This window comes from Burkholderia sp. NFPP32, assembly GCF_900119325.1.
Lineage (GTDB): Bacteria > Pseudomonadota > Gammaproteobacteria > Burkholderiales > Burkholderiaceae > Burkholderia > Burkholderia pyrrocinia_C.
The window spans coordinates 93,321-105,809 of record NZ_FPJP01000022.1 but is presented as its reverse complement, the minus strand read 5'-3'; the positions used below and the strand labels follow the sequence as shown (position 1 = coordinate 105,809).

Annotated in this window: 10 protein-coding genes and 3 pseudogenes; 5 read left to right on the top strand and 8 right to left on the bottom strand. The window is 61.8% G+C overall.

Going from position 1 to position 12,489, the window contains the following annotated elements; translation table 11 throughout:
- The 6 genes from BT264_RS29930 to BT264_RS40185 form a co-directional block, all read right to left on the bottom strand.
- The coding region (locus BT264_RS29930; RefSeq protein ID WP_143156748.1) for a helix-turn-helix domain-containing protein at nucleotides 1-277 on the bottom strand (277 nt) is incomplete at its 3' end.
- 151 nt (nucleotides 278-428) lie between these two features.
- On the bottom strand, nucleotides 429-1,949 hold the full coding sequence (locus tag BT264_RS29925; RefSeq protein ID WP_072445242.1) for an amidase: 1,521 nt from the start codon (nucleotides 1,947-1,949) through the stop codon (nucleotides 429-431).
- 4 nt (nucleotides 1,950-1,953) lie between these two features.
- Nucleotides 1,954-3,315, bottom strand: a complete 1,362-nt coding sequence (locus BT264_RS29920; protein WP_072445241.1) for an aspartate aminotransferase family protein — start codon at nucleotides 3,313-3,315, stop codon at nucleotides 1,954-1,956.
- 88 nt (nucleotides 3,316-3,403) lie between these two features.
- Nucleotides 3,404-4,705: an MFS transporter gene (locus BT264_RS29915; RefSeq protein WP_072445240.1), complete on the bottom strand. Its 1,302-nt coding sequence runs from the start codon at nucleotides 4,703-4,705 to the stop codon at nucleotides 3,404-3,406.
- A 55-nt stretch (nucleotides 4,706-4,760) separates the two neighbouring features.
- Nucleotides 4,761-5,846: a porin gene (locus BT264_RS29910; protein WP_072445239.1), complete on the bottom strand. Its 1,086-nt coding sequence runs from the start codon at nucleotides 5,844-5,846 to the stop codon at nucleotides 4,761-4,763.
- A complete protein-coding gene (locus BT264_RS40185; RefSeq protein WP_256260736.1) occupies nucleotides 5,843-6,298 on the bottom strand; it encodes a hypothetical protein in 456 nt (151 codons plus the stop codon). Before BT264_RS40185 ends, BT264_RS29910 begins: the two co-directional genes overlap by 4 nt.
- 19 nt (nucleotides 6,299-6,317) lie before the next feature.
- Between BT264_RS40185 and BT264_RS29905 the strand changes: the two genes are divergently transcribed.
- Nucleotides 6,318-6,956 (top strand): TetR/AcrR family transcriptional regulator, encoded by a 639-nt coding sequence (locus BT264_RS29905; RefSeq protein WP_256260735.1) that lies wholly within the window; start codon nucleotides 6,318-6,320, stop codon nucleotides 6,954-6,956.
- An 18-nt stretch (nucleotides 6,957-6,974) separates the two neighbouring features.
- Here BT264_RS29905 and BT264_RS29900 read toward each other — a convergent pair whose 3' ends face one another.
- On the bottom strand, nucleotides 6,975-8,018 hold the full coding sequence (locus BT264_RS29900) for a phosphotriesterase family protein (protein WP_072445237.1): 1,044 nt from the start codon (nucleotides 8,016-8,018) through the stop codon (nucleotides 6,975-6,977).
- A gap of 177 nt (nucleotides 8,019-8,195) precedes the next feature.
- On the opposite strand from BT264_RS29900, the pseudogene BT264_RS29895 reads away from it, so the two are divergent.
- The 4 genes and pseudogenes from BT264_RS29895 to BT264_RS29880 form a co-directional block, all read left to right on the top strand.
- A pseudogene (locus BT264_RS29895) lies at nucleotides 8,196-8,330 on the top strand (3-keto-5-aminohexanoate cleavage protein); the annotation flags it as partial.
- Nucleotides 8,331-8,934: 604 nt separating this feature from the next.
- Nucleotides 8,935-9,966: a TRAP transporter substrate-binding protein gene (locus tag BT264_RS29890; protein ID WP_072445236.1), complete on the top strand. Its 1,032-nt coding sequence runs from the start codon at nucleotides 8,935-8,937 to the stop codon at nucleotides 9,964-9,966.
- On the top strand, nucleotides 9,963-11,873 hold the full coding sequence (locus BT264_RS29885) for a TRAP transporter large permease (protein ID WP_110281409.1): 1,911 nt from the start codon (nucleotides 9,963-9,965) through the stop codon (nucleotides 11,871-11,873). Before BT264_RS29890 ends, BT264_RS29885 begins: the two co-directional genes overlap by 4 nt.
- Nucleotides 11,874-12,011: 138 nt before the next feature.
- A pseudogene (locus BT264_RS29880) lies at nucleotides 12,012-12,255 on the top strand (DUF2274 domain-containing protein).
- Nucleotides 12,256-12,288: 33 nt separating this feature from the next.
- Here BT264_RS29880 and BT264_RS40585 read toward each other — a convergent pair.
- A pseudogene (locus BT264_RS40585) lies at nucleotides 12,289-12,468 on the bottom strand (SDR family oxidoreductase); the annotation flags it as partial.
- Nucleotides 12,469-12,489 lie beyond the last annotated feature (21 nt).

The window sequence follows — 12,489 nt, the reverse complement described above, 5'->3', positions numbered from 1 at the left end:
CATCGTCAATCGTGCGCGGCTTGCCGGGGCGTACTTCGTCATAGAGTCCGTTGATGCGCTGCTCCAGAAATCGCAGGCGCCATTTGCCCACTGTGGCGCGCCTGATTTGCAGGCGCTGCGCGATCGCACTGTTGGGTTCGCCGTCAGCGGCCGCCAGCACGATGCGCGCCCGCGTGACCAACGCAGCCGAAATCGAGCGAGAACGCGCGATCGACATCAGTTGCGAGCGCTCGTCTTCGCTCAGCACCAGTTCCGCCTTCGGTCGTCCCATCGCCATGTTGACGTCTCCCGTTCCGTTGACGTCTACATGCTACGCGAACATAGTTCGGTTAACAACGGAACGGGACACTAGCCGCGAACGTTGAGGAGCAGCAAGCACGGCAGATGGCAGAGAGACGCAGCGCAAAGGGGGAGTCATCGTGGAAGCCTCAGACCAACGAAGTTCCCCCCATGCGACTCTCGTAAGGGCGTCCCTCGCCCCGAGCGACTACGATTGATCGCAACGGCGGCTCGACGATCGTATGCGCGAGCTTCTGTAAGTCGGGGCGCGGCCTGCACAATTCAGTCGATCGGGAAAACGCCGCCTCCAGCGCCTCGCACGTATCCAGCGTGCGCCGGTCGCCGCGAAACGGCCCGATGACCTGCAAACCGAACGGCATGCCCACTTCATCCGTGCCGCACGGCAGGCTCGCCGCCGGATTCGTGCACAGCGTAGTCACATACGTCAGTGCCAGCCAGCGATAGTAGTTTTCCTGCGAGCGGCCGCCTACGCGGCTCGCGAACATCTGCGTCCACGGGAACGGCGAAACCGGCGTGGTCGGCGCGAGTATCATGTCGTAGGGGTTGAATAGCTGCTGAAAGCGTCGCGCGATGGCCGTTTGCGCCGCATGCGCCGAGGCGGAATCGGCCAACGTCAACGCGGCGCCCAGCTCGTAATTGGCGCGCGTGTTCGGGCCGAGCGACGCGGGATCGCTCTCGTAGGCCGTGCGCAGCCCCGCGACGAAACTCTCGGCGCGAATCACGTCGAAAGCGCGATGCGCATCGGCGAAATCTACGTCGATCGGCTCGCAAACCGCGAACATCCCGCGCATCGCGTCGAGCTTGCGGCGAAACGTGCGGCGGATATCGTCGTCGACATCGCACACGCCGAAGTCTTCGGTCCAGCCCACGCGCAGGCGACTCAAATCGACCTCGCGCGGCACGAGAAAGGCACCGGCATCCACCTCGTAGCTGAGCGGATCGCCGCTGTCCAGACCGGCCGTAGCCGCGAGTTGAAGGCGCGCTTCCGCCACGTTGCGCCCCATCGGCCCAACCACCGAAATGGGCGTCCAGCCCAGCAGCTTGCGCGGACTCGGCACGAGCCCCGGCGAAGGCCGAAAGCCCACCACGCCGCACAGCGCGGCGGGAATGCGCAGCGAGCCGCCCGTGTCGGAACCGGTACAGACCGGCAGCATGTCGCACGCAAGCGCCACCGCGGAGCCGCCCGACGAGCCGCCCGCGTTGCGGTTCGGATCGAACGGATTGCCTGTTGCGCCCCAGACCGGGTTGCGCGTATTCGCGCCCGCGCCCAGTTCCGGCACGTTGGTCTTGCCGACGACAATCGCGCCGGCCGCCCGCAAACGCGCCACGAGCAGATTGTCCTCGGTAGGCACCAGATCGCGATACAGCGGCGAGCCATGCGTGGTGAGCAAACCCGCCGTGGCTTCCAGATCCTTGATGCCTGCCGGCAAGCCGTGCAGCAGACCGAGCGGCTCGCCGCGCATCACGGCGTCTTCCGCCGCTTGCGCCGCGCGGCGGGCCGCGTCGAAATCGGTGGCGGCCACGGCGTTCACGTACGGATCGAGCGCCTCGATACGCGCGATGCACGCCTCGGTGAGTTCGACCGGCGAAATCGCCTTGCTGCCGATCATCTTGCGCAACTCGGGCGCGGTCAGTTCGACGATATCCATCGCGTCAGCTCGCCGCCTGATCGCCGCGCGGCAGCAGGTGTGCGTAGCGTTCGATGAAGCTCGCGACCACCGCTTCGAAGCGCGCGGTTTCCGCGTCGCCCACCGGCAGACTCAGCACCACGTAACCGCGCCGCGCGATATAGATTCCCTGCTCGACCAGATGGAAAAAGAACAGGTCCTTGAACACGTTCATCGCGGCATTGATGTCGCGCACGGAACGCACGGGGCGCGCGGTGATCTGCAGATTCATCAGCGAGCCGATGCCGATAAAGCGCAGCACCACGCCCGCTGCGGCGAAGCGCGCGTTCAACGCCTCGCGCAACGCATTACCGCGCGCCGTGAGCGCACGCGCCGCGGCGGGCGTGTAGATCTGCGTGAGGCCGGTCCAGCCCGCCGCCATCGTCATCACGTTGTTGTTGAAGGTCCCCGCGTGCTGCAACGCGCCGCGCCTGCGCGGATCGAACAGCGCCATGATCTCGGCGCGGCCGCCGAACGCGCCGAACGACATGCCGCCGCCGATGTACTTGCCGAGCGACGTGAGATCGGGCGTGATGCCGAGCTCGGCTTGCAAGCCGCCCGGCGCGAGCCGCGAGGTCATCACTTCGTCGAACATCAACAATGCGCCATGCGCGCTCGAGAGTTCGCGCAAGCCCCGCAAAAAGGCTGTTTCGCCAACGATGCAACCCGACGCGCCTTGCATCGGCTCGACGAGAATCGCCGCGACTTCAGCGGGATTTTCATCAAGCAAATGCCGCACGCTGTCGAGATCGTTGTATTCAGCGTAAAGAAACTCGTGCGGCACGTTCACGACGCTGGCGCCGCGCCCGAACGTGAGCACGCCGCCGTGGTAGCCGCCCACGAACACGATCACCTTGCTGCGCTTCGTGAAGGCTTTCGCGGTGGCCAGCATCATCAGATTGGCCTCGGTGCCCGAGTTCGTGAAGCGCACCGTTTCGAGCGAGGCGAAGCGTTCGCACACTGCTTTCGCCAGCCGCGATTCGAGCAGATTGTGGCCGCTCAGATTCAGGCCGCCGTCGAGCGCCGCGTCGATGGCCGTGCGAATCTGCGGGTGCGAATGGCCGTAAATGCCTGCGCTGAATTCGGCGATGAAATCGAGGTATTCGTGACCGTCCGCGTCCCACAGGCGGCAGCCTTCGCCTTTTGCCATCGCTAGCGGAAACGGCTCGTAAAACAGCACCGAACGCGTGTTGCCGCCGGGCATGACTTCGGCCGCGCGTTCGTATTGCTGCGCGCTTTGCGGGTTGCGCGCGGCAAACGCGGCAGCGGCAGCCGCCAGCGCGTCGCCGACCGTCGCGGCATCGCTGCGAGCGTGAACCTGCGCTTCGGGAAGAATCGACGTCGTCATTCTGTGTGTTCCTGCTTCGTTGAGCGGTTGATCTTCGAACAATATTTCATTGTACGGTGAATAATTGAATTACGCGGCAGACCGCTCATCAGATCGACTTTTCGCGCGCGCGGTCCTTCATCACCAACAGCGCGGGCAGCGTGAACAATGCGCTGCCCGCGAGCAGCCAACCTGCATTCGCGCTCGCGCCCGTCGAGGCGATCGTCCACGTGGTGAGGAACGGCGAGAAGCCGCCGAGGATGGTCGCGAGGGCGCCGCCGAACGCCACGCCGGTGGAACGCACGCGCGTCGGGAACATCTCCGCGAGCGCCGCCGGACCCGCGCCCGAGTACATCGTGAACACCACGTTCATCAGCAGTTGCGTCCAGAAGAACGTCATGAAACCAATGCCCGAGACGATGAACTGATAGAGCGGATACGAGAGCAGCACGAAGAACGCGCAACTCGCGAGCAGCACGGGTTTGCGGCCGATGCGGTCGGACAACGCGCCCATGAGCGGCGCGACGATCATCACCGTGGCGAGGGAGGCGGTGCTGGTCCACAGCGCCTGCGTGCGCGATATATGCGCGTACTTGTTTGCGAACGTGGGCATATACACCGCCACCATGTACGAGCTCACGGCCCAGAAAATCACGAATGAAAACGCGTGAAAAAGCGACTTCGCGAATTGCGCGCCGCTCAGCGTGTGAGCGCGCGCCGCTTCGCTTTCGAACGACGGCGACTCCTGCACGCGACGGCGTACGTACATGCCCACCGGCCCGAGCAACGCGCCGAGAAAGAACGGAATGCGCCAGCCCCACGAAGCGAGCGCGTTCGTGTCGAGCGCACTGCTCAGGATGGCCGCGACGAGCGAGCCGAGCAGCAGGCCCGCCGCGATGCTCGATTGCTGAAACGCGCCGAAGAAGCCGCGCCGGTTCGCGCCACCCCACTCCACCAGAAATGCGGCCGCCGTGCCCCATTCGCCGCCCGCCGCGAAACCCTGCACGAGACGCGCCGCCACCAGCAGCACGGGTGCCCAGATGCCGATGCGCTCGTACGTGGGCAGGAAGCCGATCGCGACCGTGCTGAGCGCCATCAGGATCATGGTGGTGGCGAGCGTGATGTGACGGCCGCGCACGTCGGCGATGCGGCCGAGCACGACACTGCTGATCGGACGCGCGACGAAACCCACGCCGAACACCGCGAACGAGGCCAGCAACGAGGTGAAGTCGTCCGTCGACGGGAAAAAGTTCTTCGCGATGATCGCCGCGAGAAAACCGTACACCCCGAAGTCGAACCATTCGAGGATATAACCAACCATGCCTGCGCCGATGGCGCGTCGCTGCTCGGCGCGCGACGTGGCGGGCGTGGTGGCATCGAAGGGGGCTGCGTGAGAAGAGCTGCTGTTCATGATCGCGTCCGGCAGAGAGACTGAAAATAGGAGTGAGTTGGCGCAGTGGCGAGCATCAGAACTTGTGGCGAATGCCCACGCGCACGGCTAGCTGCTTGTCGTTGCCCGAGATCGGCAGCGTTACGAGCACGGCGCGTGCACCGCCGTTGGCCTTGTCGTAGTTCGCGCTCAAGTACACGTCAGTGCGCTTGGACAGCAAGTAGTCGAGCACGGCGTTGAATTCGTTCCACTGATACGGCGACATCTTCGAGTAGCCGTAGCCGCCCGCGAGCACGAGATCCGGACGCAGATTGCCGTGCAGAACTACGTTGAAGCTTTGCATGGTCGAGGCATTCGCGCCCTTCTCGTAACGCGTGTTCGTGTACAAGCCCGAGAGGCCGACAATGCCGAAGTCGTACGACGCGCCCACGCCCGCCGTGCGATAACGATCGACCACCACGGCTCGCGACGAAAACGCCACGTTCGTGCCGAGGAAGCTGCTCACGCCCAAGCTGCTGCCGGGCGTAACCGTGTAGTCGTGAATGCTGGTGGTCGCCACGCCAATGCTGAAAGGGCCGTGCTCGTAGGTCGCGCTCAAGCTATAGGCCACACCGTAGTTATTCGCCGGGGCGCTCAGCGAATTGAACGCGTATTGCGCGGAGAAATGCAGGCCGCGCACGGTCGGGCTCACGTAGGTCACGACGTTGTTGAGCCAGTTGCCGGAGATGCGGTCGTGGTCGCCCGCGTCGAACGCGTAGATGCCCGACCAGTAGCCCGAGTGATAGCGGATCAGCGTGGTCGTCATCTGGTCGTAGGTGCGGCCGAGGGAGAGCGTGCCGAAGCGCTCGCTTTGCAGCCCGACATACGCCTGCCGCCCGAATTCCAGGCCGCCCTGTCGCGACGCGCCCGTGTTGGGATTGAAGCCGCCTTCGAGATTAAAGATCGCCTTCAGGCCGCCGCCCAGATCCTCCGCGCCGCGAAAGCCGAAGCGGTCGCCCTGGCTGATGCTGTCGTCCATGCGATACGCGTGATGCCCGCCCTGATTCGACACGTACGTGAGGCCGTCGTCGATCACGCCGTACAACGTCACCGACGATTGCGCGTGCGCGGCGGCGCTCGCCGCCATCAGGCCCATCGCGCTCCCCAACACTTTCCATTTCATAACGATCTCCGATACCCGTCGTGTGAATGTCGCGACTGAACGTTGTCAGTTGCCTGTCGTTCGTCGAACAATGCGTCGTTGTTCAGTGAACAAGGATAGGTTATATGGCGATCAAAATGGAAAGGCAACCAGGAAAAAATGGAGACGCCCTTGGCGTCGCGGTGAAGAGACAGTTGTGCGGTATACAATGAAAGCCTTGTCCGACCCGGCCCCACTTGACCGCACTGGCCAGCGGGCACGCCGGGCGCTTCATCGAATAACGGATCACACGTGAAGAAAGCCACCACAGCAAAGGAAGCCGCAGCAAGAGCAACAAAACCGGCAGCGAAAGCCCCGGCGCGCGCGCCGAAAGCACCGGCTAAGACGTCGGCCAAAACATCGGCGGCAACACCCGCGAAGCGCGCAAACGGCGCGACCCGGAAAAAAGCGGTACCCGCCGACAAAGCGCTCACGCGCGAGCGCATCGTCGCGGTGGCGATCGAGCAGATCGACCAGAACGGCCTCACGGCCTTCAGCCTGCGCGAAGTTGCCCGCCAGCTCGACGTCTATCCCACCGCGGTCTATTGGCACGTGCCCAATCGCGACGCACTGCTCGCCGCCGTGGTCGAAGCAACCATGGCGGGCGTCACGCCGGAAATCGGCGAGCTGAGTTGGCAGGACTGGTTTCGCGAGCTGTTCCGCCGCTACCGCAAGTCGGTGCAGCGGCATCCGAACGTGGCGCAACTGGTGGGCGCGCAACTCGTCTCGAATGCGAGCCTGAGCCCGTTGCTGATCGACCGCATTCTCACGGTGCTATTGCAGGCCGGTTGCGACGAGTCGCGACTCGTCGACATGTACAACGTCGTGGTCGCGAGCATGGTCGGCTTCGCGACGCTCGAATTCGCACCGCTGCCCACCGACGACCTCGCGATCTGGACCAACCAGTTGCAGGAAAAAGTCCACGACATTCGCGCGCTCGAATACCCGACGCTCGCGCGTCATTTGCCCACGCTCGCGAACCGTGCATTCATCGTGCGCTGGCAAAGCGGCAGCGAAGTGCCGCTCGATTCGAGCTTCGACACCTTCGTGGAAGTCACTATCGCGGGCATCGAGCGCATGCTCGCGAAGTGAGTTCGCGGTCAAACCGCTTCAAACGAACGTCAGCAGACGGCGCGGATTGCGCGTGAGCAGCGTGTCGACTTCGTCCTGCGTGAAGCCGTGCCGCAGCATGCGCGGCACGATATTGGCGAAGATATGCTGATAGCCGTGGCCGCCGTAACGGCCCAAACGCGTGCGTGTGCAGATGTCGTGGCTGATCAGCACGCGCTCCGCGTGGCCGTAATCGAACAGTGTGCGCACCATGCGCAGGCGCGCGCCGTCGTTGGGCATGTCGATGTCCGACATCGGATACGCGCTCTGCTCCCAGCCGAACAGATCGAATTCGATCACGCAGCCCGAATCGGCGAGACGCAGCAGGCGTTCGTCGTCGAAAATCGTGCGGTCGATATGGCTGATGATCACGCGCTCCAGCGGAAAACCCAAACGCCGGATCGTATCGACAAGTTCCTGCGGCTGATCCGCGTGACGCCCCGGATGAAGGTTGAGCGCTGCGCCCGTTTCCTGCTGCGCGAGCAGCGCGCCATGCACGACGCGCCGTTCCTGATCCGTCCACGGCGACTGGCAGCCGATCTCCCCGATAATGCCGGCGCGCACCGCCGTGCCCCACGCGCCTTCCGTGATCTGCCCGACCATCTCGCGCGCGAAGTCGTCGATGCTGCGCTGCGCGTTAGCCGGGTCCTGATACTCGTGTACGTAATGGCCGCAGCCCATCACCACCTGCACGCCCGTTTCGCGCGAAATATGCGTGAGGCCTTCGGGATCGGGCTTTAGGCCGCCCGTGGTCAGATCGACGATGGCCGCGCCGCCCGCCGCGCGCAATTCCGCCAGCTCCTCGATCGCCACTTCCTTCTGGTCGAGCCGATAGTTTTTCAGCGACGGCACCTGCCCGTAGTTGATCTTCCAGCAATTGCAGAGGTCGATTTCGGTCGTGTCGTGATCGGCGTCTTCGGCGAGGCGCGGCGGCACGAGGTCGATCAGCAGATGCTCATGCATCAGCGTGGGACCGAGCGCTTCGGGTTCGATCAGACCGAGCACCGTCTGAATGCGACCCTTGCGCGAAAGCGTTTCGTTCATATTGCGGCTTCCATGAGAGCGGTGGAGGCGCGAGCGCAAACAGGACATGCAGGCTCACGTTATCCCCAGGTTGATGCGTCCGCGAGGTGGGAATAAATTTTATTGTACGCTGAACAACAAAAAATTGTCCCTCGGTCAAAAAAATTCGCCGAGGCAATTTTCACGGAGACGACAACCATGAGCAAGCCGAAAGTCATCGTAACCATGGCACCAACGGGCGGCATGGCGCGCAAGAAGCAGAACCCGAACTTGCCCACACAAGCCGACGAAATCGCGCGCGACGTGTACGACTGCTTCAACGCAGGCGCTAGCTCGTGGCGAGGGGGCCGTCGGGCGCCATGAAGTTCGCGTCAAAAGGCGTCTCGATGTAGGCCGGCTCAATAACCGATAGGATCCAGTGAGTTCAGCGCGGCGTGTCATGCCGGCGAGAGCCTCCGTCCAAGAGACGATTTTTTTTCACCCGGAAGGCCTGCGCGCAAATCGCCAAATCCGGCGGAGTCCGCAATGTTGGCGACCGCGAGAGGTTGCCAGTACAGCTCGCAGAGTGGAGAAGGTCACGCGTCCGGGCCGCCGCGCTGCGGGCGAAGCAGAGCGGGATTTCCCTAGGAGAAATGACCACACGTTCAGGGCACGGTATGTATTGCCCGCAACCGCCGCTTCGCACGGCCGCGTCTGTCGAAGCCGCCGCCTATCGAAGTTCGGGCCAGCGATTTTTTCTCACCGTAGGTCGAGATAAAGTCGTTTGTTGAGGAGCGGCGCGTCCGCTACTCTAGATGCACGCACCGATCTGACTGGCGCGTCAAATCAAAAGCGCACGAAAAACGCTCCTTCGACCCATCGCGTCGGGGAAAGGCCGGTAAACATATAAAGCGCAAAGTCCTTGGCGGACGATAATTCAAAATCGTTGGAGACAAACATGGGATTCAATCGTAGAAACTTTCTCATCACCGGAACCGGAGCAGCCTTTGTCGCTGCGACAGGCCTCCTGGATGGTCCGTGGGTTCGGCGCGCCAACGCGGCAGAATTCTCCTATAAGGTCGGCACGAACCTTCCGGCAAATCATCCGCTGAATGTTCGTATTCAAGAGGCAGCGGATGCGATCAAAAAGGAGACAGACGGTCGAGTCGACCTTCGGGTGTTTCCAAATAATCAGCTCGGTGGCGACCCCGACATGTTCTCGCAGTTACGGGCTGGCGCACTGGAGTTTTATACGGTCTCGGGCGCTAATACCCTTTCGACTCTGGTTCCCAAGGCATCCATCTCCGGAGTCGGATTTGCATATAAGGACTATGACCAGGTATTCGCAGCATTCGATGGCGACCTTGGCGCCCATATTCGCGGGCTGATTGGAAAGGCGAATCTGATCGTGCAGGACAAGATCTGGAACAACGGGTTCCGGCAGATCACGACCAGTACAAAGCCCATCAAGACTCCTGCCGACCTCCAGGGGATGAAAATCCGGGTGCCGGGTGGTCGTCTCTGGATCTCGCTGTTCAAGTCGCTTTCCGCCGCTCCGGCGTCGATCAGCTTCAACGAAGTCTATTCTTCGTTGCAGACAAAGGTCGTCGACGGGCAGGAGAACGCGCTGGCTGTAGTAGACACCGCGAAGCTTTACGAAGTCCAGAAATACTGCTCGATGACGAACCACATGTGGGATGGCTACTGGTTGTTGGGCAACAAGACAGCGTGGGAAAAGATGCCACCCACCGTCCGCGACATCGTCTCAAAGCACCTCAATGCGGGGGCACTGAAGCAACGAAAAGACGTAATTCAATTGAACGCCTCCCTGCAAAAGACGCTTGAGGGCAAAGGGCTTGCGTTTAACACCGCTGACGCGAACGCCTTCCGCCAGGCCCTGAAATCCGCGAACTTCTACACGGAGCAGAAGCAATTCTTCGGCGACGAAGAATGGGGTCTTATGGAGAAGTACACGGGGAAGCTGGCATGAGAACGCAAACGCTGAAAGACGTGGACGACGCACTCGAGCAACAGACCAGCGCAACCGTCCACCAGACGACGAAGACGATGCCCCGCTGGCTGTCCCATGTGGACTTTGCGCTAGGCCTGATGGTCTCTGTGCCGGCAGCACTGCTGGTGCTAGCAGAAGTTATCCTGCTCTTCAGCGGTGTTGTTGCTCGTTATGTCCTGCATCATCCGCTGATCTGGAGCGACGAACTCGCTGGCATCCTGTTTCTCTGGCTCGCAATGACAGGTGCCGCTACCGCGTTGCATCGAGGAAGCCACATGCGCATGACGGCACTGGTCAACCGCATGGGCGAGCACTGGTATCCCTTCTGGGACACCGTTTCGATGGTGGCAAGCATGCTTTTTCTCGGACTCGTGCTTGTTCCGTCGATCGCTTACATCAAGCAGCAGTGGGACATTCTGACCCCGACAATGGAGATCAATGACGGCCTACGCGTCGCGGCTATCATCTTCGGGATTGTGTCGATGCTGCTGATCTGCGTGGTCAAGTTGTTAGCAATCGGCTGGAAGACTGCTATCACCGGGATTGCGGTGTCGCTAGTGACTGTGTTTGCGCTGGAACATGCCGGACCGGTCTTGCAATCGCTTGGAAACCTGAACTTAGTGATTTTCTTCGTTGGTGTGGTCGGTTTCACCGTGTTGAGTGGAATGCCTATCGCATTCTCCTTCGGCCTTTCCGTGTTTGCTTACCTTTCAATGTCAACGTCCATGCCGTTGGAAATTGTCGTCAGCCGCATGGACGAGGGAATGTCTCAAATCCTGCTGTTGGCCGTGCCGATGTTTGTTTTCCTCGGGCTTCTCATTGAAATGACAGGGATGGCACGGGCGATGATCAACTTCCTGGCATCGTTGCTGGGTCACGTCCGGGGTGGCCTCTCATATGTTTTGGTTGGCGCGATGTACCTGATTTCCGGGATTTCGGGGTCAAAGGCGGCCGATATGGCGGCCGTTGCTCCGATTCTGTTCCCTGAGATGAAAAAGCGTGGCGAGAATCCCGGCGAGCTCGTCGCACTGCTATCGGCAACCGGCGCGCAGACCGAAACGGTTCCGCCAAGCATCGTGCTCATCACGATCGGATCGGTTACCGGCGTATCAATCTCTGCGCTTTTTACCGGTGGTCTGCTGCCGGGGCTCGTACTGGCGTTCATGTTGTGCATGCTTGTCTGGTGGCGGGCCCGAAAATTCGAACCCGCGTCCTCCGCGAGGGCCGCGTGGTCCTTGGTCGGAAAGGCGTTTGTGGTATCGATCCCGGCGTTGGCCCTTCCGGTTGTCATCCGCATGGCTGTGGTGGAGGGCGTGGCCACTGCAACGGAAGTCTCGACAGTCGGCATCGCGTATTCTGTTGTCGCCGGGCTCATGGTGTATCGATGCTTTGACTGGAAGCGCGTTGGCCCCATGCTCGTGGAGACGGCCGCTCTTTCCGGTGCGATCCTCATCATCATAGGTACGGCTACAGCGATGGCGTGGGCACTCACACAGTCCGGCTTCTCTCACGGACTGGCGGATTTCATGCGGCATCTGCCAGGGGGTGCGTTCACCTTCATGGTTGTGTCAATTTTCATGTTCATCATCTTGGGCAGCGTCCTCGAGGGAATACCTGCCATCGTGCTCTTCGGGCCGCTACTTTTCCCCATTGCCCGGGCTGTCGGCATCCATGAAGTTCAATACGCAATGGTTGTCATTCTGTCGATGGGTTTGGGGCTGTTCTCGCCACCGTTCGGGGTCGGCTATTACGGCGCGTGTGCGGTCAGCAAGATCTCGCCGAACTTGGGCATTCGTCCGATCATGGGTTATATGGCTGCACTGTTCATTGGAATCGTGGTGATCGCAGCGGTACCGTGGATTTCGACCGGTTTTCTGAAAAGCTAAGAGGCGGGTACACGCAGAGATCGAAGAGACTGGGCGCACGTCCAGCCTCTTTGTTTGGAAGTCGCTTCAGGCGATCGTTGGCGATGTTGATAAATTGACAATGCGATTAGAGCTGCGAACCTACTATCGCCAGTCACGATGAGCGCGACGCGCAAACTGCGGCTGGGGCCGCTGCCGATGACCGAGAGCATCAAGCTGACCTTCGCGTGCCCGGCCAGCCTGAAGGCCGACCTCGACCGCTTGCGGCGCTGCACGCGCAGACCTACGGCGAAGCGGTCGATGCCGCGGTGCTGTTTCCGCACATGCTGGAGGCGTTCATGGGCGGGGATCGGGGATTCAGGAAGGAGACGCGGGCAAGGCCACACCGCCGAAGCCAGGCTGATGATGCCGGTTCCGGCGGCAGGCCCAGCTTGCCAAGCGCAGCCGTCTCGGTCGGGCCGGGGCTCAGGCCATTGACCCGGATGCCGAGCGCCCACAGTTCACCCGACAAGGTGCGTGCCAGGGAAAGCAACCCCGCCTTTCCGATGACCTTATCTCCGGCCTTATGGACGAGAGTCTCGTGCTGACCCGTTAGTGCCGCCCCCAGAACTGCCACCTCCGGTGGTCAGAGTTGAAT

Coding starts and splice junctions, on each gene's coding strand:
- BT264_RS29900 (WP_072445237.1), bottom strand. CDS start 8,018: ATGAACGAAACGCTTTCGCGCAAGGGTCGCATTCAGACGGTGCTCGGT.
- BT264_RS29890 (WP_072445236.1), top strand. CDS start 8,935: ATGGGATTCAATCGTAGAAACTTTCTCATCACCGGAACCGGAGCAGCC.
- BT264_RS29925 (WP_072445242.1), bottom strand. CDS start 1,949: ATGGATATCGTCGAACTGACCGCGCCCGAGTTGCGCAAGATGATCGGC.
- BT264_RS29910 (WP_072445239.1), bottom strand. CDS start 5,846: ATGAAATGGAAAGTGTTGGGGAGCGCGATGGGCCTGATGGCGGCGAGC.
- BT264_RS29885 (WP_110281409.1), top strand. CDS start 9,963: ATGAGAACGCAAACGCTGAAAGACGTGGACGACGCACTCGAGCAACAG.
- BT264_RS29920 (WP_072445241.1), bottom strand. CDS start 3,315: ATGACGACGTCGATTCTTCCCGAAGCGCAGGTTCACGCTCGCAGCGAT.
- BT264_RS29915 (WP_072445240.1), bottom strand. CDS start 4,705: ATGAACAGCAGCTCTTCTCACGCAGCCCCCTTCGATGCCACCACGCCC.